General features: G+C 63.6%; 24 protein-coding genes and 1 pseudogene. 13 read left to right on the top strand and 12 right to left on the bottom strand.

Annotated elements, in window-relative coordinates; all coding sequences use genetic code 11:
• Positions 1-90: 90 nt before the first annotated feature.
• Positions 91-744 (top strand): sel1 repeat family protein, encoded by a 654-nt coding sequence (locus tag I9018_RS12085; RefSeq protein ID WP_241109574.1) that lies wholly within the window; start codon positions 91-93, stop codon positions 742-744.
• A gap of 9 nt (positions 745-753) precedes the next feature.
• Here I9018_RS12085 and I9018_RS12080 read toward each other — a convergent pair whose 3' ends face one another.
• Positions 754-1,689 carry a DMT family transporter gene (locus I9018_RS12080; protein ID WP_241109573.1) on the bottom strand — a complete coding sequence of 312 codons (936 nt, stop codon included), beginning with the start codon at positions 1,687-1,689 and terminating at the stop codon, positions 754-756.
• A 341-nt stretch (positions 1,690-2,030) separates the two neighbouring features.
• Here I9018_RS12080 and I9018_RS12075 point away from each other — a divergent pair.
• From I9018_RS12075 to I9018_RS12060, 4 genes and pseudogenes are all read left to right on the top strand, one after another.
• Positions 2,031-2,542 (top strand): annotated as a pseudogene (locus I9018_RS12075) (hypothetical protein); the annotation flags it as partial.
• 275 nt (positions 2,543-2,817) lie between these two features.
• Entirely contained in the window at positions 2,818-3,252 is a 435-nt protein-coding gene (locus I9018_RS12070; RefSeq protein ID WP_241109572.1) for a hypothetical protein, read from the top strand.
• Positions 3,249-4,124 (top strand): EamA family transporter, encoded by an 876-nt coding sequence (locus tag I9018_RS12065; RefSeq protein ID WP_241109571.1) that lies wholly within the window; start codon positions 3,249-3,251, stop codon positions 4,122-4,124. Before I9018_RS12070 ends, I9018_RS12065 begins: the two co-directional genes overlap by 4 nt.
• Before the next feature lie 486 nt (positions 4,125-4,610).
• On the top strand, positions 4,611-5,408 hold the full coding sequence (locus I9018_RS12060; protein WP_068584514.1) for a helix-turn-helix transcriptional regulator: 798 nt from the start codon (positions 4,611-4,613) through the stop codon (positions 5,406-5,408).
• Positions 5,409-5,424: 16 nt separating this feature from the next.
• On the opposite strand, the gene I9018_RS12055 is transcribed toward I9018_RS12060, so the two are convergent.
• Both I9018_RS12055 and I9018_RS12050 read right to left on the bottom strand, forming a co-directional pair.
• Positions 5,425-5,928 carry an AAA family ATPase gene (locus I9018_RS12055; protein WP_241109570.1) on the bottom strand — a complete coding sequence of 168 codons (504 nt, stop codon included), beginning with the start codon at positions 5,926-5,928 and terminating at the stop codon, positions 5,425-5,427.
• Between the two features lie 43 nt (positions 5,929-5,971).
• Complete coding sequence (locus I9018_RS12050; RefSeq protein WP_241109569.1) at positions 5,972-6,721, bottom strand: metalloregulator ArsR/SmtB family transcription factor; 750 nt, start codon at positions 6,719-6,721, stop codon at positions 5,972-5,974.
• A gap of 81 nt (positions 6,722-6,802) precedes the next feature.
• On the opposite strand from I9018_RS12050, the gene I9018_RS12045 reads away from it, so the two are divergent.
• Both I9018_RS12045 and I9018_RS12040 read left to right on the top strand, forming a co-directional pair.
• Positions 6,803-7,921, top strand: a complete 1,119-nt coding sequence (locus I9018_RS12045) for a cytochrome P450 (RefSeq protein WP_241109568.1) — start codon at positions 6,803-6,805, stop codon at positions 7,919-7,921.
• 93 nt (positions 7,922-8,014) lie between these two features.
• Positions 8,015-8,509 (top strand): DUF1543 domain-containing protein, encoded by a 495-nt coding sequence (locus I9018_RS12040; RefSeq protein ID WP_241109567.1) that lies wholly within the window; start codon positions 8,015-8,017, stop codon positions 8,507-8,509.
• 15 nt (positions 8,510-8,524) lie between these two features.
• On the opposite strand, the gene I9018_RS12035 is transcribed toward I9018_RS12040, so the two are convergent.
• Positions 8,525-9,472, bottom strand: a complete 948-nt coding sequence (locus tag I9018_RS12035; protein ID WP_241109566.1) for a LysR substrate-binding domain-containing protein — start codon at positions 9,470-9,472, stop codon at positions 8,525-8,527.
• Between the two features lie 118 nt (positions 9,473-9,590).
• On the opposite strand from I9018_RS12035, the gene I9018_RS12030 reads away from it, so the two are divergent.
• Complete coding sequence (locus tag I9018_RS12030) at positions 9,591-10,226, top strand: LysE family translocator (RefSeq protein WP_241110133.1); 636 nt, start codon at positions 9,591-9,593, stop codon at positions 10,224-10,226.
• Between the two features lie 4 nt (positions 10,227-10,230).
• Here the strand turns inward: I9018_RS12030 and dmeF are convergent, their stop codons facing one another.
• Both dmeF and I9018_RS12020 read right to left on the bottom strand, forming a co-directional pair.
• Positions 10,231-11,202 carry a CDF family Co(II)/Ni(II) efflux transporter DmeF gene (gene dmeF / locus I9018_RS12025; protein ID WP_241109565.1) on the bottom strand — a complete coding sequence of 324 codons (972 nt, stop codon included), beginning with the start codon at positions 11,200-11,202 and terminating at the stop codon, positions 10,231-10,233.
• A 10-nt stretch (positions 11,203-11,212) separates the two neighbouring features.
• Entirely contained in the window at positions 11,213-11,488 is a 276-nt protein-coding gene (locus I9018_RS12020) for a metal/formaldehyde-sensitive transcriptional repressor (protein WP_241109564.1), read from the bottom strand.
• Between the two features lie 217 nt (positions 11,489-11,705).
• On the opposite strand from I9018_RS12020, the gene I9018_RS12015 reads away from it, so the two are divergent.
• A complete protein-coding gene (locus I9018_RS12015; protein ID WP_068584530.1) occupies positions 11,706-12,728 on the top strand; it encodes a sensor domain-containing diguanylate cyclase in 1,023 nt (340 codons plus the stop codon).
• 32 nt (positions 12,729-12,760) lie between these two features.
• On the opposite strand, the gene I9018_RS12010 is transcribed toward I9018_RS12015, so the two are convergent.
• Both I9018_RS12010 and I9018_RS12005 read right to left on the bottom strand, forming a co-directional pair.
• Entirely contained in the window at positions 12,761-13,171 is a 411-nt protein-coding gene (locus tag I9018_RS12010) for an NUDIX domain-containing protein (RefSeq protein WP_241110132.1), read from the bottom strand.
• Positions 13,172-13,187: 16 nt separating this feature from the next.
• On the bottom strand, positions 13,188-13,526 hold the full coding sequence (locus I9018_RS12005) for an FKBP-type peptidyl-prolyl cis-trans isomerase (RefSeq protein WP_241109563.1): 339 nt from the start codon (positions 13,524-13,526) through the stop codon (positions 13,188-13,190).
• Between I9018_RS12005 and I9018_RS12000 the strand changes: the two genes are divergently transcribed.
• Positions 13,525-13,938: a M48 family metalloprotease gene (locus I9018_RS12000; protein ID WP_241109562.1), complete on the top strand. Its 414-nt coding sequence runs from the start codon at positions 13,525-13,527 to the stop codon at positions 13,936-13,938. The two genes, I9018_RS12005 and I9018_RS12000, sit on opposite strands and share 2 nt — an antisense overlap.
• A 5-nt stretch (positions 13,939-13,943) precedes the next feature.
• On the opposite strand, the gene I9018_RS11995 is transcribed toward I9018_RS12000, so the two are convergent.
• The 4 genes from I9018_RS11995 to I9018_RS11980 all read right to left on the bottom strand — a co-directional run bounded on the left by I9018_RS11995 (position 13,944) and on the right by I9018_RS11980 (position 19,185).
• Positions 13,944-15,197 (bottom strand): OprD family porin, encoded by a 1,254-nt coding sequence (locus I9018_RS11995; RefSeq protein WP_241110131.1) that lies wholly within the window; start codon positions 15,195-15,197, stop codon positions 13,944-13,946.
• 91 nt (positions 15,198-15,288) lie between these two features.
• The gene (locus I9018_RS11990; RefSeq protein ID WP_241109561.1) at positions 15,289-16,593 is read right to left on the bottom strand and encodes a citrate:proton symporter; all 1,305 of its coding nucleotides are present in this window, start codon (positions 16,591-16,593) and stop codon (positions 15,289-15,291) included.
• A 140-nt stretch (positions 16,594-16,733) separates the two neighbouring features.
• The gene (gene dctA, locus I9018_RS11985) at positions 16,734-18,059 is read right to left on the bottom strand and encodes a C4-dicarboxylate transporter DctA (protein WP_241109560.1); all 1,326 of its coding nucleotides are present in this window, start codon (positions 18,057-18,059) and stop codon (positions 16,734-16,736) included.
• A 43-nt stretch (positions 18,060-18,102) separates the two neighbouring features.
• Positions 18,103-19,185: a 4-oxalomesaconate tautomerase gene (locus I9018_RS11980; protein WP_241109559.1), complete on the bottom strand. Its 1,083-nt coding sequence runs from the start codon at positions 19,183-19,185 to the stop codon at positions 18,103-18,105.
• Positions 19,186-19,355: 170 nt separating this feature from the next.
• On the opposite strand from I9018_RS11980, the gene I9018_RS11975 reads away from it, so the two are divergent.
• The 3 genes from I9018_RS11975 (at position 19,356) to I9018_RS11965 (ending at position 23,419) form a co-directional block, all read left to right on the top strand.
• Positions 19,356-20,246, top strand: a complete 891-nt coding sequence (locus tag I9018_RS11975) for a LysR family transcriptional regulator (RefSeq protein ID WP_185700273.1) — start codon at positions 19,356-19,358, stop codon at positions 20,244-20,246.
• A 175-nt stretch (positions 20,247-20,421) separates the two neighbouring features.
• Positions 20,422-22,251, top strand: coding sequence for a monovalent cation:proton antiporter-2 (CPA2) family protein (locus I9018_RS11970; protein ID WP_085596516.1), 1,830 nt, complete (start codon positions 20,422-20,424; stop codon positions 22,249-22,251).
• 73 nt (positions 22,252-22,324) lie between these two features.
• Positions 22,325-23,419 (top strand): DNA alkylation repair protein, encoded by a 1,095-nt coding sequence (locus I9018_RS11965; RefSeq protein ID WP_241109558.1) that lies wholly within the window; start codon positions 22,325-22,327, stop codon positions 23,417-23,419.
• The last annotated feature ends 5 nt before the right edge of the window (positions 23,420-23,424 follow it).

Genomic DNA, 23,424 nt, shown 5'->3' with positions numbered 1-23,424 from the left:
ATACCCCGGATAACCCGGACAAATCCCTCGCCAGATTCGCCAAAGCCCTTAAGATACGCGCCCCTCCCCGCCCCGAGAAAGGACTGCTCCATGCGCCACCCCGCCGCCTCCTGGCTATTGACCCTGATCCTGCTGCCCATCTGGCAGGCCCAGGCCGCGACAACGCCCACGACCCCGGCCGAAGCGGTATCGAACAAGGTCCTGGCGCAGTCGCAATGGCAGGCCCAGGCCCAGCAATGCCCGGCGACGCTGATCCCGAAACGGGCGCAGGCAAGTCTCGACCGCGGCGACAACTGCAGCGAGGCCGAGCACATGGAAAGCTGCCTGCAACACTGCAAGGCCGGCGATGGCAATGACTGCTACTGGCTGGCCATCAACGTGCAAAAGGCCAAGGGCCCGGCCATGGGTTATGAGCCGCTGTTCCAGCGAGCCTGCAGCCTGGGCGTGATGTCCGGCTGCACCAACCGTGCGGCCGGGATGTTCGTGGCCAGCCCCGACGACGAATCCGTGCGCCAGTGCGTAACCCACACCTACGCCAAGGCCTGCGAGACGGACGACCCCTGGGCCTGCACCATGTACGGGTTCAACCTGAGCCAGGGCATTGGTACCCCGCCGGACAGCACCAAGGCCCTCAAGGTGCTGGGCAGGTCCTGCAACAAGCACGGTACCAAGGACCCGGCCTGCACCGCCGCCATCCAGCTCCAGCAGAAGATCCAGGACAAGCTCGCGGCGCCCAAGCCCTGAGGCCGCCATTCAGGAACCCATGGCTCGCCGCGAGCCATGGCCCAGGCGCTGGCGCAGCCATTCATAACCGCTGACCAGCACGATGCCCGCCAGCACCAGCGCGGCGCCGAAGATGAAGCTCGGCTCCAGGGGCTCGTGCAGCAGCCACACGCCAAAACCGATGCCGAACAGCGGCGTCATGAACGACAGTACCCCCAGGCGCGAGGCCAGGTAGCGGCGCAGCAGGCCAAACCAGATCAGGAAGCTGGCAAAAGACACCACCAGCACCTGGAAGCTCAGGCTGGTGATGACCAGCGGGGTGAAGCGGATGGAGGTTTGCCCGGACAGCCAGGCCGCCAATCCCAACCAGACGCAGGCACCCAGCAACTGGTACTGCAAGGTCCGGGTGGTGGGGCTCGAAGCCAGGCGTGAACAGCGCACCACCACCGTGGTCGCCCCCCAGGCGGCACCGCCCAGCAGGCCGAGGAAATCCCCCAGCAATGCATTGCCCCCGGCGCCCTGGGACGAAGGCCCGCTAAAGGCCACGACAATACCGGCGAACGCCACGCCGATCCCCAGCCATTGCATCGACTTGAGACGCTCGGCGGGCAGCCGCCAATGCAGGCCCAGGGCGGCGAAGATCGGCGCGGTATAAAGGAAGATCGCCATATGCGAAGCACTGGTATGACGCAGGCCCTCGCCCACCAGCAGGAACTCCAGGGCAAACAGCGCGCCCACCAGCAGGCCGGGGCGCCAGTGACCTTCACGCAGGCCCAGGCGCTCACCGCGCCAGAGCATCAGCAGCCCCACCAGTAATGCAGCGCCAGCGGAACGCAGGGCAATCTGCATGATCGGCGCGATGTCCTGGGCGGTGGCCTTGAGCGCCACCTGTTGCAGGCCCCAGACGGCACACAGGCCGACCATCAGGCTGCAAGCCGTGGCATCGAGGGGTTGGCGTACAGCCATGACGGTTCCTTGGGTGAATGATTCAGGTGGGCTATTGTCCACCTGACAGAATTGCTAGATATAGCTCACCTACGCCAAGTCATAGCGAGTTAAAGACAACCGCATCGGAAATTTTCACGAGGGGACTTTCAAGACAAACCAATCTGGCGCTAGGCGAGCAAGCGCTGTTCGCTCACTATCAACAACTATCAGGGACTGGTGCATCACTAAAAGGGCTTTCAAAGCCTTTACGAGTAAGCGTGCCGTCGCTTTCAGCGACGAGCATCTGATGCCCATAGAGCAGGTCTCGCAAATCCAGTGCCTCGAGGAAAAGCAAAAGACCGCAAGGCCCTCGCCTGCCCCTCTACAGCGGAATTCCCAACACTACGCCCAGATTGAAAAAGGTGCCCGAGCATTTGGGGCTACGGGCCACCATTGAAACGGCAAGGCACAAGGACTGAATCCTCGACCAGGTCGACCGCGTTGTTGATGTACGGATCACCAACCCGACGTTGGTAAAGACAAAGCTGCATCTTAATTTTCCTACCCTCGCATTTATGTAAACGGAGGTAGATCGTGTTCACCCTGCTGTAAGTAGCACGACGTTCCAGACGTATTGAGCAGAGATCCCCTGTATATGTGGTTTTTCTAGGCTATGCCAGTAACTCGCAGATTACTTACCTGCAGTTCATGGCGAAAAAACGCAGTAGTTCAAAGCACGTCAGGAGACGTACCGGAATCAGGGCTGGACCCGCTGAACCAAGATAGACAGTCGGTTGAGACTGTCCTGCCAGACAATTTATTGCTGCATGAACACAAGCGATTTCGGGCGGGGTTTTATTGCACAACACTAATCCACTGTGACTCAACTTAAATACACAGGCCATTTCAGCCACAATTAGGCGGGAACACCCAACGACCATTTTCGACTGAAACTTCCGAAATCAATGTATGAAAAGTCCGAAAACCACCATATCATTGAAACATATAAATAAAATTATTCAGGCTAATCCTTGATTATTTTTTGATTTCAGACAATGTTTAATTTTTTGACCGCATGCTTTTCACACTTGGATAGAGGTATCAAAAAAGAGCGCCACTTGAAGTTCAGGCAAGCTTGGAAAATGATCGAAGACAGGAGCTCCTACCATGCATATTGTTTTTGTTCATACGCCCATGGCAATAGTCAGCCTTTCCGAGCGAGAGAGCTTTTGGCGAAACTTTGATATTCGTTACCATGCCACTCACCCTGGACTCAAGCCAATGAAGAATGTTCTTTGGGAACTCCCTCATTGGATGACGTGGTTGGCGGGAGCTTTGGTACGAGAAGGGTTCGACTCATTGGTAGCATGGGATGACCTCGGGCAGGAACGTATGGGTAATGCAGGCCCTTGGCGCGTGACGGGACCGACCTGCGACAGCTCGGACATGTTCAAGAAGTTGTATTCACTTCCCGATGAGATAGCCGTTGGGGACTATGTAGGGTTTGGCATGTTAGGGGCCTATTCCCCTTCGCTGGCGACACGATTCAATGGTTATGGTGCGCAAGATTGGGTTCAGATTGTCAATGGGGCTTCGTCATGAAGGTAGAGGTTTTACTGGGTCATTGGTTGGCACGTGTATCACCGATTTGGCTGGTCGTTTTCTCTATCCTGTCTGTGCAAGTCGGCACTGCCATTGCGATACACCTGTTCCATGCGGTTCCGGCAAGTGGTGCAGCATTTTACAATGCATTTTTTTCAGCCCTCGTATTGGGGAGTTTTTCCTGGCGGGCAAAAGTCCAGTGGCATGCCCGGAATGTGCTATTAGTGCTGGGATTTGGTTGTTCAATCGCCGGAATGTTTCTCTCTTTTTTCTACGCGGTAGAACTGATTCCGATGGCGATTGGCTCAACCATAGAGTTCATGGGACCGTTGGCGTTATCTGTGTTATTTGCCAGGCGTGCCTCACATTTCCTTTATATCTTTCTGGCTATGGCAGGTGTACTGGCCTTGGCTCCCGAGTTGGGTACGAGCCTCAACAGGCTTGGTGTGGTTTACGCCGTTTTGTCGGCAGTATTCTGGGCTGCTTTTGTCTTATTGAGCCCGAAAATCTCTAAGGCGTTTGAAGGCGAATCCGGGTTGGCAATCGGGATGGCCATTGCCTGTGCTTTGATCTTTCCCTTTGCTTGGCTGGACAACGGATTGGGGAGTGTCGCACCAAGCATCTTGCTAGGTGAATTCTTGATGGCCTTTTTTTCTACAATACTGCCGTTGTCCTTGGAGTATTACGCGCTGCGCCGCTTATCGGCGCGTTCATTCGGCGTTCTTGTATCGATGGAGCCTGCCGCCTCGGCCGTGGTTGCTTTTGTGGTTCTAGCTCAACCTATCTATCCACGTATGGCCGTTGCCGTTGTTGCGGTCACCATCGCTGCCATCGGCATCACCCTTTCAGACGCGAGAAAACACTCCAGCTAACCTATATCGGAATTTACAGGCTCAATCATGTTTGTTTGGGCGACTACGGATCTGGCTCTTGCACTTAGCAGCGAATAACGTCATTTGCTAAACGGTTTAACGTCAGGAAATAGCGGGTATCAAAGCAAAAACCTCAGGTTTTAGAACACCCAGCGACAACCCTTCGCATCATTCTGGTTATCTACGACGCAGCCCGAATAAAAATGGGGCCTATCACAGTTGCGGTCACCATCGCAGTCACGGCGGCCATATAGTTGACTGCACCATCAGACTCACAAATACAACTACAAACCACCATAAAAACGTGGCAGCAGACGCTTTCATACATCATCCAGGAACCCACCTCGGGTTCGCTCCAATCGGCAACAAGACTAAAGAACTGGCCCTGGCAGCCCCCTTTCCTGTTACCGCCTCCAGCGATGAATCCAATGGGTCGTGTAGGATTCGCACCTACCCCCTTTTGCTTGTCCACCCACCGGTGCCGCCATGCCCAAAGCCGCGCAACACTTGCACCTGCCACCGTTCAGCCAGGACCTGCCGGCGCCGGTGTTCTTTCGCACGGCCAACCTGCCCGCCCACGCCACCTACCCCCGGCATAGCCATGCCTGGGGCGAGTTCGTCTATGCCTACAGCGGGGTGATGGAGATCGAGCTGGACGACCACCATTACCTGGCGCCGCCGCAGTACGGCATCTGGTTGCCACCGAATGTCGAGCATGTGGGTTTCAACCACCAGGAGGCCTGCCACTGCTCGCTGTACCTGAGCCCGGAGCTGTGCGGTGCCCTGCCCGCGCGGCACTGTGCCCTGAGCCTCAGCCCGCTGGTGCTGGCGCTGCTGGACGACCTGCGCCAGGACCCGCCCGGCCTGCCGCAAAGCCCGGAGCAGCAGCGCTTGCTGCAAGTGCTGGTGGACAAGCTCGGCCAGGCGTCCTGCGCCGGCAGCTACCTGCCCTCCTCCGATGATCCGCTGCTGGGTCCGGTGCTGCACATGCTCAAGGCCAACCCCGGGGACCCGCGTTCCCTGGCGGAACTGGCCCATGCCGCCAATACCAGCGAGCGCACCCTGGTGCGCCGCAGCCAGAAGGAGTTGGGCATGTCGCTGCTCGAATGGCGCCAGCGGCTCAAGGTGGTCCAGGCCCTGGCCTTGCTGGAACGCGGCCAGACCGTGGAGACCATCGGCCTGGACCTGGGCTACAGCAGCGCCTCGGCCTTCATCAGCATGTTCCGGCGGATGATGGGCACCACCCCGGACGAATACCGCCGGCAGTGCATGGGGCGCGGCTGAACCCACCACCTGTGCTTCAGCGGGCCGGCGCGGACAACTGCGCGAGAATCCGCTGTACCGCTTGCTCCGGTGCCAGCCGCGCAGTGTCCAGCACCAGTCGCGGTCGGTCCCAGGCCTGGTAGTCGTGGGCCAGTACCGATTGCCAGCTTGGGGGCGAAAGACCCGGGACATCCGCGCACCGGCCCTCGACCCGGCGTCGGTGCTGGTCGCGGTCGGAACACACCACTTCGATTTCCAGCAGGTCGACCTCCAGTTTGCGCGCCAGGGTTTGCCAGGCCGCGCGGCTCTCGGCCACCGGGTTGACGCAATCGGCCAGCACCCGGTTGCCCAGGGCCAGGTTGGCCTCGGCCAGTTGCAACGCAATCTGATAACCCGCACTGCCGACGTCCGCCAGGCCGGCATCACGCAGGCCCTGTTCGATACTGTCGATGCGCAGGTAGGTGGCCCCCAGGCGTGGGGCCAGGGTGCGGGCGATGGTGGTCTTGCCAGTGCCAGGCAAACCGCCGAACACGATGAGCATGGGGCGCTTCTCCTGGTTAGGGGTACAAATCGTCATGTGCCGTTCAGCCGCCGAGGCCCTGCTGCTCCAGGCAGGCCGAGGCCGAGAGCGGCCGGGCCGGCTGGATCAGCGCCACGCCGAAACGCTTGCTGATGGCTCGCGCACCGGTGCTGGTCAACGCCAGGGCACGGCTGTCCAGGTCGCGAACCAGCCATTTGCGCTGCACCAGGGCTTGCAGCAAGGCCGCGCCCAAAGCGCCGCCCAGGTGCGGACGACGCACGCTCCAGTCCAGGCAACCGCAGGCGAAACGCCGACGCAAGCCGGCCAGCGCCGCGACATCGATGTCCAGCCCACGGAAGAATTCACTCCCGCTGGCGCTGACCCGGTAGCCCTCCCCATCCTCCAGCAGCCAGCCGGCCTCGAACAAGCGGTCGTGCAACTGCACGCCCAGGGTGCCCGCCAGGTGGTCGTAGCAGGTCCGGGCGAACTGCAGGCGATCCGGAGTGCGCGGGGTGAAGGTGCCGATATCGCCCTGGCCGATCACCATCAGGGTCTCCAGGGCCTGGGCCACCAAGGGATCGGCCAGGCAGTAGTAGCGGTGCCGTCCCTGGACCTGCACCCGCACCAGGCCCGCGTCCTTGAGCTTGGCCAGGTGCACGCTGGCCGTGGAGGTACTGACCTCGGCGATGGCCGCAAGCTCGGTGCTGGTACGCGCATGGCCATCCATCAAGGCGCACAGCATACGGGTCCGGGCCGGTTCGGCGATGGCCGCGGCGACCAGGGATACGCCACGGTCGGGGTGTTCGACATTCATATTTCGCTCTCCGACGAATCATGCCTTCGAGCGACTGAGGATAGTGACAACCCGAATGCTTGCCAAACATAGAGATCAATCATGGACCTGATCAGCATCCACAGCCATTCCAACCCCTACCAGCGGTACTACGCCCCGGTGCGTGCCCAGGGCGGATTGACCTACGACTCCACGCTCGGCTTGTGGATCGCCAGCAGCGCCGCGGCGGTAGCGGCGGTCCTCGAGCACCCGGCCTGTCGCGTGCGGCCAGCCCACGAACCCGTGCCGGTGGCGCTGACCGATGGGCCCGCTGGAGCGCTCTTCGCCCGCCTGATGCGGATGAACGACGGTCCGCGCCACGCCTGCCCGCGCACGGCCATTGAACCGGGCTTGCAGGCCACGGCCGAGTTGGATCTGCAGGCCTGCCTGGGCCACGGTTACCCGAGGCTGGATACACCCACCGACGCCGCCGGGCTGCGCCACTGGCAATTCCGGCTGCCGGTGGAGTTGGTCGCCGGCTCGCTCGGCGTGACCATCGCCCAACAACCCGAGATCGCCCAGCGCACGGGCGAGCTGGTGGCCGGGCTCTCACCCCTGGGCGATGCCTCCCAGCGCCAGGCCGCCCATCAGGCAGCGCACTACCTGGACCAGCAGATGCACGCCCTGCTGCACGCCGATGCTCCCGGGCCGCTGCTGCAAGCGATCCGGCAACAGCAAGGGGGCCTGGACCCGGCAGACCTGCGGGCCAACCTGGTGGGTTTGCTGATCCAGGCCCATGACGCCTGTGCCGGGCTGTTCGGCAATGCCCTGCTGGCCTTGCTCGACCAACCGGCGCTGGTCCAGCACCTGCGCCACGATCCGGCGCAGCTCGGCACCTGGTTGTGCCAACAACAGAAGCTCGATCCAGCGGTGCACAACACCCGGCGCTTCGTGGCCGAGCCCTGCACCCTGGCCGGGGTGCCACTGCAGGCCGGCGATACGGTGCTGGTGCTGTTGGCCGCGGCCAACCACGACCCGGCCCTGCCCCCGGACCAGGACTTGAGTTTCGGCGCCGGCCGCCACCAGTGCCCCGGCCGGGGCCTGGCGCTGAACATCGTCGCCAGCCTGCTCCGGGTCCTGCTGGGCACGCCAGCCCTGGCCGAGCTGCGGCTACGCTGGCACTACCTGCCGTCGCTCAATGGTCGTATTCCGTGGTTCAACGATGCATCACCGCCCCACTGAAGCAGGCCCCCTTGGCAGCGTCCCGGGCTTGCGGTAAACCTGCGGCCCACGCGGTGCCCCGCACCCCGACCGATCCCGGAACAAGGAACGCCCATGCTGTTTGTAGTGATGCTGGGGGGCAAGCACCCCCAGGCGAAGATCGAGGTCCACGACGTCCAGTTCGTGGTGGCCGACTCCCTGGAAGCGGCCTACCCGCAACTGCGCGAGGGCTGGTTCGGCAGCCCCGCCGGCCTGCACATCGACTCATGGATGCAGGTCGATGGCGTCGAACACTACAAGCTCGAACTCAGCCCCCTGGCCCCCGCGGCCGGCGCACCCCGGCTGTTCTTCATCAACCTGGGCGGCTACGAGAGCGCCACCTTCGGCGAAGCCCATCGCTACTTGCTGGTGGTTGCCTCGGACAAGCAGCAAGCCAAGGCCAAGGCCAAGCAGCAGATGCTCGCCCATTGGCACAAGGCCCATACCGATGCCCTGCTGGATGTCGACGACTGCCTGCCGATCGACCTGTTGCAAGGACGCTACGTGCACCTGGTGCCAGGCCCGCACCGGGGCATAACGCAGCACAATGACTACATCATCCTCGGCTAGGCCCGTAGTGGCGGCCTAGGCTCGCGGTGCGCCGGGCACCAGATAATCCAGGGCCAGGTCGTCGATCGGCACCACCCGCTCCAGCAGGTACTGGCGCAAGCGCGCGATCCGCTCCTGCTGGGGACTGCCGCGCAACCACACCAGGTAGTAACCGTCTCCCGAGGCCACTGCCCGGGGGAACGGCAGCCCCACCCGCCCACGCCGAATGTCCTCGGCCACCAGGTGCAGGTCGCCCACCGACAGCCCGTGCCCGGCCATGGCGGCGGAAATTGCCTGGTCCAGGGTGTCGAAGACCGTACCCCGGTCCAGCCGCAGCGCCTGTACCAAGCCCTGCTCTGGCTGGGCCTGCAGCCAGCGGCGCCAGTCCCGGCGATCCGCCGAGGGGTGGATCAGCTCGGCCTGCGCCAGGCGTTCCAGGGTCCAGGCCGGTGCATCTGCAGGTTGCGGCGGGCCAATGGGGATCAGCCACTCGTCGAACAGCTTGCAAGCCTCGACCCCGGCCCCGAAGTGGCCATTGCCCAGCAGGATCGCGCAGTCGTAGGGCTCGGCGTGCAGATCCGCATGATCGAAATCCATCCACACGCTGGCCAACTGCACCGGCAGTTCCGGGCAGTCGCCCTTGAATTGCTCCAGCACCCGCAGCAGCCAGCGCATGGTCAGGGTCGAGGGGGCTTTCAGGCGCAGTTGGCCGCTGTTGGCGCGCAGGGGCAGGCAGGCGTCCTCGATGATCCGAAAGCCGCTCTTGAGCTCCCGGGCCAGGCGCTGGCCGACTTCGGTGAGCACCAGCCGCGGTCCATGACGCTCGAACAGGCGGCAACCGAACTGGCTCTCCAAGGTACGGATATGTCGGCTGATGGCGCTCTGGGTCAGGGACAGCTCCTCTGCCGCACGGGTGAAGGAACTGGAACGAGCGGCCACTTCGAACGCGCGCAAGGCATAGAGCGGCGGCAGGGACTCGACCATCGGCGGACACTCATCATGATAAAAAATCATAGTAGGTCACAGCTTTTTGCGTTTTTCAACGCCGGCAAAAGCCCCCAAGCTGCGCGCCTGTCAATTGCCGGGAGCCTGGTCCGTGGAGCTGAATCTGTCGTTGTTGCTGGTCTACATGTTGAGCGTGCTGATGCTGGTGGCGACCCCGGGACCGGTAGTGGCGCTGATCATCAATACCAGCATGAACGCCGGCCCGCGCCAGGCGCTGCTGACCGCCGTGGGCACCAACGCGGCCTCACTGCTGCTGGCCCTGGTGGCGGTGCTGATGCTGACCACCGGCCTGTCCCTGGACCCGCGCCTGATTAGCTGGGTCAGCCTGCTGGGCTGCTGTTTCATCGGCTGGCTGGCGTTCCAGGGCCTGCGGGAAGCTGCCGCTGCGCCCGGCAGCGAACCTGAGGCCACTAGCCCACGGCGCCGTGGCCAGGGCCTGGCGACCGGCTTCCTGGTGGGGATCGGCAACCCCAAGGACATCATCTTCTTCGTCTCGTTCTTTCCCCAGTTCATCCAGGTTGGGCGCTCCCTGCAGCACAGCGCCCTGCTGCTGACCCTGGTCTGGGCGCTGATCGACTTCGCGGTGCTGGGGGCCTACATCCTCGTCGCTCGCCATGGCTTCTCACTGAAGTACAAGCGCCTGATCACCGGTTTGTCGAGCCTGGTGCTGATGGGCGTGGCACTGGTGGGGCTGGTCTATTCGGTGCTGGAACTGCTGCGCCCGGCGGCCTGAGACGTCAGACGCTGCGCAGCTCCAGGGTCAGGTGCGCCAGCCCGGGCACCGGTGCCAGTCGCCCACGCAGGGCCTCGGCATTGAGGGACGCGCGGGCCACCACGCTGACGATCACCGCCCGTGCCCCGGGGCCCACCTGCCACACATGCAGGTCGACGATATTGGCGTCTCCCGGCGCTTCCACCGAACGGCGGATCTGCTCGGCCACCTGCTCGTCGCTGGCATCGAGCAGCACCGCGGCGCTGGACTTGATCAAGGTGTAGGACCAGCGCGCGATCACCAGGGCGCCGACGATGCCCATCGCTGGATCGAGCCAGACCCACCCCAGGTAACGCCCGGCCAGCAAGGCGACGATGGCCAGTACCGAGGTCAGGGCATCGGCCAGGACGTGGACATAGGCCGAGTGCAGGTTGTTGTCACCGTGGACAGCGTGCTGCTGTCGATGTTCGTGGTGTTCGTGGTGTTCGTGGTGTTCGTGATCATGGTGGTGCCCGTGGGCATGGCCGTGGTGGCCATGCCCGGCCCCCAGCATCCAGGCGCTGAGGATGTTCACCGCCAACCCCACTATGGCAATCAGCGTGGCTTCGGCAAAGGCCACGCTGGCCGGCTGGAACAGGCGCACCAGCGACTCGCCGGCGATGCCCAGGGCCACCAGGCCAAGGATGATCGCCGAAGCGAAACCCGCCAGGTCGCCGACCTTGCCGGTACCGAAGCTGAAACGGCAGTTGCCGGCATTGCGCCGGGCAAAGCCATAGGCCGCCGCCGCAATCCCCAGGGCCCCGGCATGGGTCGCCATATGCAGCCCGTCGGCCAGCAACGCCATGGAACCGGTGAGATAACCGGCGAGGATTTCCCCCACCATCATCACCACCGTCAGCACCACCACCCACAAGGTGCGCCGGGCATTGGCGTCGTGATCGGCGCCGAGAAACTGGTGATCGTGGGCCAGGTGTGCGGCCTGCTGGGACAAATTCATCGCATGGCTCCTACTTGGAATAACGGCGGATGGCTTCCAGCAACTCGTCTACGCCGTGCGCCCGCTCGGCGTCGCTGAGTTCAGGATTGGCCACATGTTCCAGGGCATGGGCCTCGATGATCTCGTCCAGCAAACCGTTCATCGCGCCCCGACTGGCAGCCACCAGATGCAGCGTCTTGCCACACTCGGCACCGTCCTGCAGGGCCCGCTCGATGGCCTGGACCTGGCCAAGAATGCGCCGGACGCGTTTGAGCAACTGCTCCTTGCGCTCATGAGTGTGCGACATACCTATACCCCCTATACCTATATGCTGCGGATCCTGACCGCTGGCCCGTCGCCACACAAGCCACCCACGCAGAAAAAACGCCTTTGCCTGCTGCCGGTGGCGACTTGCCGACCAACGGCATGGTTCGGCAGAAAAAACTGCTGTTCGTCACATGGCGTGGATTAACATAGCCATGTGCCACCCTCAGGATCTCTCCCTCCATGTCGTCCAGAATCCGATGATTGCTGTCTGGTCCCTGCTCTGCCTGACCCTGCTGCTGGCCCTGCTGGCGTTGTGGCTATTGCATCGTGAACGCCACGCCCAGGCACAGTTGCGGGCCTATCGCAAACTCGCCGAGGACCTGCCCGACGATGTCGAGCGCTTCAAGCGCAGCCAGTATTTCGCCCGGATCGGTACCTGGGACTGGGAGGTGGACACCCAGCGCCTGTATTGGTCGGAAGCCATCTACGGCATGTTCGGTTTCAAGGTTGGCGAAGTGGTGCCCTCCTACGAGCTGTTTTGCTCCTGCGTGCACCCAGAGGATCGGGAACGGGTGCGCGAGGGGGAATTGCGCTGCCTGCGCACTGGGGAGAACCATGATGAGGAGTACCGCGTGGTATGGCCCGATGGCAGCGTCCACTGGCTGCGGGAAACCGGCAACGTGGTGAAGAATGGACACGACGCCGCGATCAAGATGATGGGCGTGGTGCGCGATATCACCGATGAAAAGGTGTCCACCCGCCATTTGCAGCGCCTGGCGCATTTCGACCCACTGACCGGCCTGCCCAACCGCCTGATGCTCGAACAGCGCCTGTCCCGGGCCCTGGAGCAGGCCCGCCTGAGCCAGACCCGGGTCGCCCTGGTGTTCGTCGACCTCAACGGTTTCAAGGCCATCAACGATCAGTACGGCCATGCCACGGGTGATCAGGTGCTCAACGTCACCGCCCGGCGCCTGCAAGGCATCCTGCGGGCCAGCGATACCGTGGCGCGCATCGGTGGCGACGAATTCGTGGTGATTCTCGAAGGTTTGTCAGCGGGCCTGGATCTGTCCGAGGAAGCCAGGCGCATCGGCGAGAAGATCTTCAGCCAACTGTCCCCACCAGTGGAGGTCGACAGCCACCGACACAGCATCGGCAGCAGCCTGGGGGTGGCAGTGTTCCCCGACCACGGGGCCCGCATGGACCAATTGCTGCACGTCGCCGACCTGGCGATGTACGAGGCCAAGCGCAGCGGTAACAACCAGTACCGACTGGGGCAATGAACACACCGCGACACCCATTGCCCGCTATCGGGTCAATTGCCCGCAAGGCGCTCGCGCAAAAAGGCCAGGGCCTGCTGGAACAGCGGATGCCATTGCTCTGATGGCGCCTCGGCCAGGGGATGCCAGAAGAAGCTGAACTCATGGCCGCCGTCATCGCCACAACGGTGGCTCCAGGATTCGGCCAGCGCCTGGGCCGCCTGGCACTCATGGAAGGCCCAGACCTGGCCGGGGAATCCGGACCGCCAGATGCCCAGCGGGCGCACCGCGATGCCCTGGACCCCAGCCTCCTCCGCCAGCTCGCGGACCGCCGCCGCGGCCGACGCTTCACCCGCCTCGATGCTGCCCTTGACCAGTTGCAGGCCAGCCAACGGATGCTCGAAGGCCAGGATTTCCAAGCCTGCGCCCTGGCGCAACACCACGGGGCAGGCCTTGTTCGCCGGCAGGACCGCGTGTTCTGGATCAGTCATCGCGGGTCAGTACTTCCAGCAGTTCGATCTCGAACACCAGGTTGGCGTTGGGCGGGATCGAACCCACGGCGCGCTCGCCATACCCCAGGTGCGCCGGCACCAGCAGCTTGCGCTTGCCGCCCACCTGCATGCCCATCAGGCCCTGGTCCCAGCCCTTGATCACCCGCCCGGTGCCGATCACGCACTGGAACGGCTTGCCGCGATCATAGGAAGAATCGAAGCTGCTGCCGTCCTCCAGAAAGCCCCGGTACTGGGTGGTGATCAGGGCGCCCTTGACCACGGCCTTGCCGTCGCCCAGCTGGATATCGATCACCTGCAACTCATCGCTCATGCGTGCTCATCCTTCAACCATTGCCCCGGTGCGGGGCTGCGGGCGGCTTTTTCGCAGAATTGCCCGGGCTTGGCAATCATCGTGGCTGGCCCTGCTGATCCTGGGCTCGCTCGGCACCCTGCTGGGCAACCTGATCAAGGCCGCCATCGGCCGCCAGCGCGAATTCCTCGCCGATGCCTCGGCCGTACAGTTCACCCGCAACCCCCAGGGCCTGAGCGGGGCGCTGAAGAAAATCGGCGGCTGCACGGCCGGCTCGCGCCTGAAGGCCTTCAACGCCGCGCAATACAGCCACATGTATTTCCACCAGGGCGTGCAGTCGCGCCTGGACCGGCTGTTCGCCACCCACCCGCCCCTGGCCGAGCGCATACGGCGCCTGGATCCGCAGTGGGATGGACGCTTCAAGCCGCTGTAAATGCGCTACCAGAGGGCAATGTCGTAAGTGATGTAGAGGCGGTTGCTGTCGCGCCCACGTGAGTAGTCGGAGCGATACACGTAATTGCGCAGCTTCACTCCCAGCCCTTTGAACGAGCCCTGCTGGAGCACATAGGCCAGTTCGCTGTCGCGCTCCCACTCATCGACGCGGGTGCCGGACTTACCGTCATTACCGCTCAGGTAGCGGGAGCTGAAGGTCAGGCCGGGAACACCCAGGCTGGCGAAGTTGTAGCCATAGCCGAGCATCCAGGTCTTCTCACCCTCCTCGATGAACTTGCCGATCCCGGCATTACTGAAGGAGTAGACCGTGGCGCCGCTGATATAGGGAAGCCCGGCATCGCCACTGAGGCGCTGGTAGCCGCCGCCAAGGGAATGCCCGGCGATCGCGTAGGTCAGCTGGCCGCTGAACAGGCGGTTGGCGATCTTGCCGTCGAACGCCGCGCCTGAATCGGCGCTGCGAAAGTAGCGCAGGTCGCTGGTCAAGGTCCCCTGCCCCAGCGCCAGGTCATGTTGCAGGCCGACAAAGTCCTGCCGATAGAAGTTCTCGAGTTCGCCATGGAAATAGCTCAGGCGCAGGGTCTTGCTCCATTGGTATTCGCCCCCGCCATAGCGGAAGTCCCCGGACTGGCCGCCGCTGTAGCCGTCGGGCACCAGCCCCACGCTGTCGGTGGAGTCGCGCAGTTTGAAGCGCTGCAGATAGCCGCCGGTCAGGCTCAGGCCGTCGATATCGGTGCTGGTGAACTGGGTGCCGTGGTAGGTCTGCGGCAACAGCCGGGCATCGTTGTAGACCAGTACCGGGGTCTTGGGCAGCAGGGTGCCGTACTTGAGCGTGGTCTTGGCCAGCCGCACCTTGGCCGTGGCGCCGGCACTGGCGAATTCGCCTGCGGCGCGCCCATCGTCGTGCACCGGCAGCAGCCCCGTGCCACTGCGGCCCTTGCCGGAATCGAGGCGCACGCCCCACAGCCCCAGGGCATCGATCCCGAACCCCAGGGTGCCGGGGGTGAATCCGGACTGATAATCGAGCAGCAAACCCTGGGCCCATTCGGTGCGCTCGCTCTTGGCCGTGCGCGCAGCCTTGGCGCTGAGGCCGTGTTCGTCGCGGAAGTTTTCGTTGAAATAGACGTTGCGCAATTGCAGCTTGAGGCTGCTGTCGTCGATCAAACCCGCGGCCTGGACCAGGCTCAGGGGCAACAGGCTCAGACCGGGAACAAGCATTACGCGGATCAGCAAATGGCTCATGTCGTACTTCTCGTTGTTGTTATTCAAGGCGCAGGTCGCCAGACGCCCCGCCAGCAGGCGCGCCAGACCACGAAAGTGGGCTTTGAACGAGTCAGGCGAACAGGGTCAGGGCGCCGGTCAGCAAGGCCAGGGCGGTAATCACCAGAGAGGTCAGCACGGCCCACTTCACCGTGGCTTTCTGGAAGTCGCCGATGTCGCGATCCACCATGCCCACCAGCAGCAAGGTCGAGGCCACCAGCGGACTCATCAGGTGCACCGGCTGGCCGAGGATCGAGGCGCGGGCGATTTCCAGGGGAGAAATGCCATAAGCCGCCGCCGCGTTGGCCAGGATCGGCACCACGCCGAAGTAGTAGGCATCGTTGGACAGGACAAAGGTCAGCGGCATGCTGGTCAGCGCCACCACCAGGGGGAACAGGTGGCCCCAGGACGGCGGAATCCAGTCCACCAGGGTCTGTGCCAGGGCGTCGACCATCTTGGTGCCGGAGAAAATGCCAGCGAAGATCCCTGCGGCAAACACCAGCAGTACCACGGTCATGGCATTGCCTGAATGGGCGAGAATGCGCTCCTTCTGCACTTCCAACCGCGGGTAGTTGATCATCAAGGCCAGGACAAAACCGATCAGGAACAGCACCGCCGAATGCATCAGGCCCAGCACCAGCGCGATCATCACCACCATTAGCAGCAGCAGGTTGACGCAGGCCAGCTTGGGCCGCTTGTGCGGGGTGTCTTCGAGAATGGCCTTGATGTAGCAGTCGCCACCGCCGCTTTGCAGCTGGGTATTGCCGATGCGCTTGCGTTCGGCCCGGCCCAGCAGGTACGCGGTGAACACCACCCAGGCGGCGCCGCCGATCATGGTCGGCAGCAGCGGCACGAAGTACTCGCCGGCATCCAGGCCCAGGGCGGCGATAGCTCGGGTTGCCGGCCCGCCCCAGGGGGTCATGCCACTCATGATGCTCAACGACAGCATGGAAATGGTGGCGAGGATCATCGGGTTCATGCCGATGCGCTTGTACAACGGCAGCATCGCCGCGCAGGTGATCATGTAGGTGGTGGTGCCGTCACCGTCCAGGGCCACCACCAGCGACAGCAGTGCGGTACCCATGGCGATCTTGGTCGGGTCGCCATTGACCCGCTTGAGAATCTTGCGGATCAGCGGGTCGAACAGCCCCGAATCGATCATCAAGCCGAAGAACAGAATGGCGAACAGCAACAGCGCCGCCGACGGCGCGACCATTTTCAGGCCGTCGAGCATCATCTTGCCGGTGGTGCCGGCAAACCCGCCGAGCACCGCGAAGACGATGGGCACCAGCGTCAGCGCGACGATGGGCGACAGGCGTTTGGTCATGATCAGGACGGTGAAGACCACCACCATGGCGAGGCCGAGTAAAGCGAGCATAAGTCGATTCTCTTGTTTTTATGATGAGCGAGGCCGGCGCGCGGGCGCACGGCCACCCGAGCACCGGACGCCCCCCGATCAGGGGCGCCCGGTACAGGTGTTGAGTCGGTACTTGGGGTAAAGCGGTGCAGCCGGCTGGTCTAGCCGAGCTTGCTCGCCAGGACGGTCACCGGGGTGTCATCGGCGGCAGCGGCCTGGGCCGCAAGCGGCTGGCCATTGAGCGTGCGCAACAGCACCTGGCGGTCGCAGGCCTGCTCCGAGAGGGCGATCACCACAGTTGCCACGGCGTTGCTGGCCAGGCTGGTCAAGGCCCGGGCCTCGGACATGAAGCGATCGATGCCGATCAGCAACGCCAGGCCCGCCAGGGGAATGTCATGAATCACCGTCAGGGTCGAGGCCAGGGCCACGAAACCGCTGCCGGTCACCCCGGCGGCGCCCTTGGACGACAGCAGCATGATTGCCAGCATGGTGACGACCTGACCGGCACTCAGCTCGATGTTGCACGCCTGGGCGATGAAGATCGCCGCCAGGGACAGGTAGATCGCCGTACCGTCGAGGTTGAACGAATAGCCGGTGGGCAGCACCAGCCCCACTACGCTCTTGCGGCAGCCCAGGGCCTGGAGCTTTTCCAGCATGCGTGGCATCACCGGCTCCGTGGACGAGGTGCCAAGCACCACCAGGAACTCTTCACGCAGGTAGCGCAGCAGCTTCCACAGGCTGAAGCCGTTTGCCCGGCAAATACCCCCCAGGACCACGAAGACAAAGAAGCCGCAGGCGACATACAGGGTCATGATCAGTTTGGCCAGGGCGCCCAGGGAGGTGATGCCGTACTGGCCCACGGTAAAGGCCAGGGCGCCGAAGGCGCCGACGGGGGCAAAACGCATCAGGTAGGAAAAAATCTTGAACACCATCTGCGAAGCCGACTCCAGCACCTCCAGCACCGGCTTGCCACGCTCTCCAAGGGACGACAGGGCAAACCCGCACAGCACCGCGATAAACAGCACCGGCAGTACCTCGCCTTTGTTGAAGGCGCCAATGAAGGTCTCGGGGATGATGTGCATGAAGAATTCCACCACCCCCAGCTTGGCCGCCGACTCGGTGTACTGCGACAGGCCCTGGGTGTTCAGCCGGGTGGGGTCGATGTTCATCCCCGCACCGGGCTGGAACAGGTAGACCGCCGCCAGGCCGATGAACAGGCTGATCAGCGTCAGGCCCAGGAACAGCAACATCGTCTTGCTCAGCAGGCGGCCCAGGGAACGCTTGTCGTTCATGCCGGCAATACCGATGACGATGGTGCAGAACACCACGGGAGCGATCATCATCTTGATCAGCTTGATGAAGGCGTCGCCCAGCGGCTTCAAGGTTATGGCTTGCTGGGCCCAGAAGTGTCCCACCAATACCCCGAGGCACACCGCGCAGAGGATCTGGAAGTAGAGCGATTTAACTACTTTCATGGCATCACCCATTTTTAGAATTGTACTGATGCAATCAAGATCGACAGCGCGTCGACTAACCGGCAAGACGTTGTGAAGCAGGCACGTAGACATACCCGGAAAACAACCGGCGAGCGGTCCGAACCACCGAGGCCCGGATGGTTTCGGGGTTTGTTCCGCTGTAGGACAATACGACATCTATCGCCCCGCTGGGGTGTTCGATACGGACCTGATCCAGGCGCGGTTCACTGACCCCGCCCAGCATCTCGGCCACCACGCTGCCGGCGGTGACACAGGCGGTAGCCAGGCCGATGGAGCCGGTGATGGCCAGGGCCCGATGGCAGTTGTGGGGCATGAAATAGCGCACCGCCAGGGTGCCCCCGGCCTGGGCCCGGGAAACCAGTACCGGCTTGGGAATCACTTTGTCGCTGACATCACCCAGCCCCATGGCCAGGCCGGCCTTGAGCCGCAGGCTCTCCAGGCGCTGGAGAAACTCGCTATCGGCGTCCAGTTCGGCGGGGGTTTCATCACCACGCTTGCCCAGGCAGGCCGCCTGCACCAGCACCATGGGCATGGCCATGTCGATGCAGGTCACCGCGATGCCGTCTATCAGGTCCCGAGGCTGGCCGGTGGGGAACAATTGGCCGGTCTTGCTACCGGCGGCATCGAGAAAGGTCAGGGCTACCGGCGCTGCGCTACCCGGCACGCCGTCAATGGTGGTGTCGCCTTCGTAGCTGACCTTGCCATCGGGGGTCTGGACCTGGGCATTGACCAACGTGCCGGTGTTGAGGTTGCGAATCCGCACCTGGGTCTGTGCCCCCTTGGCCTTGACCAGCCCCTGTTCGATGGCGAAAGGCCCGACAGCGCACAGCATGTTGCCGCAGTTGGGCGCGGTATCGACCCGCCGCTGCGACACCATGACCTGGACGAACAGGTAATCGACATCCGCATCCGGGTGCAGCGACGGACTGACGATCGCCACCTTGCTGGTTTGCGGGCTGCCACCGCCGATGCCGTCGATTTCCAGTTCGTGACCGGAGCCCATCAGGTTGAGCAACAGTTCATCACGCTCGGCCACTGCCACCGGCAGATCCCAGGCCAGGAAAAACGCCCCTTTGGAGGTGCCGCCGCGCATCAACACACAAGGAATTCGTTGCATGAATACTGACTCTTGTTGATCAATCGAGGTAATTGATGTTCTGGGCACAAGAGTGTCAGGGATTAAAATGTGTTTCCAATGCAAATATCAGAGAGATTATTGCGTTCAACGCATGAGTCAAATATCGTGTCCGCCAGCGCCCCACCCGACTCCCGCCTTGAGAAGCCCGCATGGAATATGAGCTCCAGGACATTAGATCTTTCGTGAAAATCGCCGAACTGGGGAGTTTCCACGAAGCGGCAGACGCCTTGCACCTGTCCCAACCGGCCCTGAGCCGGCGCATGAAAAAGCTCGAAGAGGGGCTGGGCACCGCCCTCCTCGATCGCACCACGCGCAAGGTCAGCCTGACCAGCGTCGGCCGCGACTTCCTGCCCAAGGCCCGCCGCCTACTGGACGACTTCGACGATTCGATCCTCAACATCCGTGAGCTGGCGGAACGCCAGATCGGTCAGGTGACCCTGGCCTGCATCCCCACGGCGGCCTTCTATTTCCTGCCGTCGGTGATCCGCCTGTACAACCAGCGCTATCCGAAAATTCGCATCCGCCTGCTCGACCTCAGTGCCAACGAGGGCCTTGAAGCGGTGCTGCGCGGCGAAGCGGATTTCGGCATCAACATGATGAGCGGCCAGCACCCGGACATCGAGTTCGTGCCACTGGTCAACGAACCCTTTGTTCTGGCCTGCCGGCGCGACCACGAACTGGCCGGACGCCGTTCGGTGACCTGGTCGCAACTCAGCGACTATCGCTTGATCGGCGTTGGCCGCCTGAGCGGCAACCGCATGCTGCTGGACCATGCCCTGTCCGGCTTGAGCTGGCGGCCCCAGTGGTTCTACGAAGTGCAGCACCTGTCCACGTCACTGGGCATGGTCGAGGCCGGGCTCGGAGTTTCGGCGATGCCAAGCCTGGCCATGCCCGCCGCCGATCACCCGACCCTGGTCAGCGTTCCGCTGACCGAGCCGGTGGTCAACCGCACCCTGGGCCTGGTGTACCGCCGCGGCGCATCGCTGTCGCCGGCCGCGGAAAAATTCGTGGCGATCCTGCTGGAGCAGTGGCCACATTGACCGGCCCGGCCCTCCAGCATCTCCCATATTCCGACGTGCCTTGCCAGGCACTCCGCCAGTCTCAGAACATCCATACCGTTTTTTATCCGAGCGCAGGCTGGCGATAGCCATCTGCCCATCGTCATCGACGAGCCTTTATCATCACCTGCGCCCCGTTCTACCAGGAGTCCCCCCGATGCCCCATGAAGGCAACCTGCTACAAGCCGCCGTCGTGTTTCTCTGCGCCGCGGTCGTCACCGTGCCCCTGGCCAAGCGCCTGCAACTGGGGGCCGTGCTCGGCTACCTGCTGGCCGGGGTGCTGATCGGCCCGTCGGTGCTGGGCCTGATCGGCAATCCCCAGAGCGTCAGCCACATCTCCGAGCTGGGGGTGGTGCTGTTGCTGTTCATCATCGGCCTGGAGCTGTCGCCGCGACGCCTGTGGGTGATGCGCAAGGCGGTTTTCGGGGTTGGCCTGGCCCAGGTGCTGCTGACCGGGATCGTGATCGGCAGCGTGGCGCTGTTCCTCTTCGGCCAGACGCTCAACAGCGCAGTGGTGCTGGGCCTGGGCCTGGCCCTTTCGTCTACCGCCTTCGGCCTGCAGAGCCTGGCCGAACGCAAGGAACTGACCAGCCCCCACGGACGCCTGGCGTTCGCCATCCTGCTGTTCCAGGACATCGCCGCGATCCCGCTGATCGCCATGGTGCCGGTACTGGCCGGTGTCGATCACCACACCAGCAGCGCCGAGGACCTGCGCCACGGCTTGCAGGTGCTGGGCAGCATCGCCGTGGTGGTGGTCGGTGGCCGCTACCTGCTGCGCCCGGTGTTTCGCATCGTGGCCAAGACCCGCTTGCCGGAGGTCTCCACCGCCACCGCGTTGCTGGTGGTGATCGGTACCGCCTGGCTGATGGACCTGGTGGGCGTATCCATGGCCCTGGGCGCCTTCCTCGCCGGCCTGCTGCTGGCCGACTCGGAATACCGGCATGAGCTGGAAGCCCAGATCGAACCCTTCAAGGGCCTGCTGCTGGGCCTGTTCTTCATCAGCGTCGGCATGGGCGCCAACCTCAGCCTGCTACTCAGCGCGCCCTTGGCTGTGCTGGGCCTGACCCTGCTGCTGATCGGCCTGAAGTTGCCACTGCTGTTCGTGGTCGGGCGCCTGGCCGGTGGCCTGGACCGCGAGCATGCGATCCGCCTTGGGGTGGTGCTGGCGGCGGGCGGTGAATTCGCCTTCGTGGTGTTCAAGATCGGCCGCGACCAGGGCCTGTTCGACGCGCGCCTGCACGACCTGCTGGTGCTGACCATCACCCTGTCCATGGCCCTGACCCCGCTGCTGTTGCTGGCCTGCTCGCGCCTGCTCAAGCCCAAGCCCAAGCCGGTGGAAATGCCCGCCGAATACCGCCGGATCGACTCCGACCAACCGCGGGTGGTGATCGCCGGCATGGGCCGTATGGGCCAGATCGTGGCGCGTATCCTGCGGGCCCAGAAGGTGCCGTTCGTAGCCCTGGACACCTCGGTGGAAACCATCGAGCTGATCCGCAGCTTCGGCGGCGGCATCCCGGTGTTCTATGGCGACCCGTTGCGGCCGGAGATCCTCAGCGCAGCCAAGGTCGGCCAGGCGGAGTTCTTCGTCATCGCCACCGACGACCCGGACACCAACATCAAGACCGCCGAGCAGGTGCGCAAGCTCTATCCGCACCTGAAGGTCATCGCCCGCGCACGTAACCGCCAGCACGTGCACCGCCTGGTGGACCTGGGCGCCCAGGCCGTGCGGGAAACCTACTACTCGAGCCTGGAGATGAGCCGCCGGACCCTGATCGGCCTCGGGCTCAGCCAGGTCCAGGCCGACTCGCGGATCCAGCGTTTCACCCAGCACGACCAGCAATTGCTGGCCGCCCAGCATGAGGTGTACGACGACGAGGCCAAGGTCATGCAGACTGCCCAGGAAGCCCGTGCCGAACTGGCCCGCCTGTTCGAGGCCGACGAAGAGGACGAACGCCTGGAAGAGAACCTGCTGCCGCCGATGCGCTGAAGCACTCTCCTGACAGATTCTGTCAGCCGCCCAGTCTAGATTGGGCGGCCCCCTCCCCAGACAGGAACCCTCCATGAGCGACGCCGCCCCAGCCCTCAAGGAAATCTTCAACCAGCAACGCCTGGTGCATATCGCCGACGCCATGCGCGAGGTGTATCCGGCGTTCGATCACCCGGGCTTTCTCAAGCGCGCCAGCCAGGGCCTGGCCGAGCTCTCGGTGATGCAGCGCCTGGCGCGGGTCAGCGACAGCCTGCACCAGGTGCTGCCCGGGCACTACGAACACAGCCTGGAACTGTTGTATGCCCTGGCGCCACGGCTCGACAGCCGCTTCGTCTGCATGTTCCTGCCGCACTTCGTGGCCAGCCATGGCACCCATGACTTCGCCCGCTCCATGGCGGCGCTGAAGTTCTTCACCGGTTTTGGCTCCTCGGAGTTCGCCGTGCGCCCGTTCCTGGTCAACCAGCAGGCGGCGACCCTGGAGCATATGTACGACTGGTCGCGCGATCCGGACGAACACGTGCGCCGCCTGGCCAGCGAAGGCAGCCGCCCGCGCCTGCCCTGGTCGTTCCGCCTGGAACGCCTGCAGGCCGAACCTGGGCTGGCGGCGCCGATCCTCGAGCGACTGCGCAACGACCCCAGCCTGTATGTGCGCAAGTCGGTGGCCAACCACCTCAACGACATCACCAAGGACCACCCGCAGTGGGTGCTGCAACGCCTGCAAGACTGGCCGCTGGAGCAACCGCACACGGCCTGGATCGTCCGCCATGGCCTGCGCAGCCTGATCAAGCAGGGCGAGCGCCAGGCCCTGGCCTTGATCGGCGCCGGGGCCCGGGCTGAGGTCCAGGTAACGCACTTCACCGTCACGCCCGCGGCCTTGCGCCTGGGCGAGCGCCTGGAGCTGGCGCTGGAACTGGTCTCCAGCAGCTCGCAGCCCCAGCGCCTGGTGGTGGACTACGCCATCGACTACATCAAGGCCTCGGGCGCCACCAGCACCAAGGTGTTCAAGCTCAAGACCTTCACCCTGCCCGGCCAGGGGCGCCAGACACTGGCCCGCCAGCAGCAGATCCGTGAATTCACCACTCGCCGGCACTACCCCGGGCGCCACCTGGTGCACCTGTTGGTCAACGGCGAACGGTTGGCCAGCGGACACTTCGACCTGCTGCCCTGACCCCT

It is taken from the genome of Pseudomonas sp. MPFS, assembly GCF_022537035.1.
GTDB classification, from domain to species: Bacteria; Pseudomonadota; Gammaproteobacteria; order Pseudomonadales; family Pseudomonadaceae; genus Aquipseudomonas; species Aquipseudomonas sessilinigenes.
This window is presented reverse-complemented; position numbering and strand designations above follow the sequence as displayed.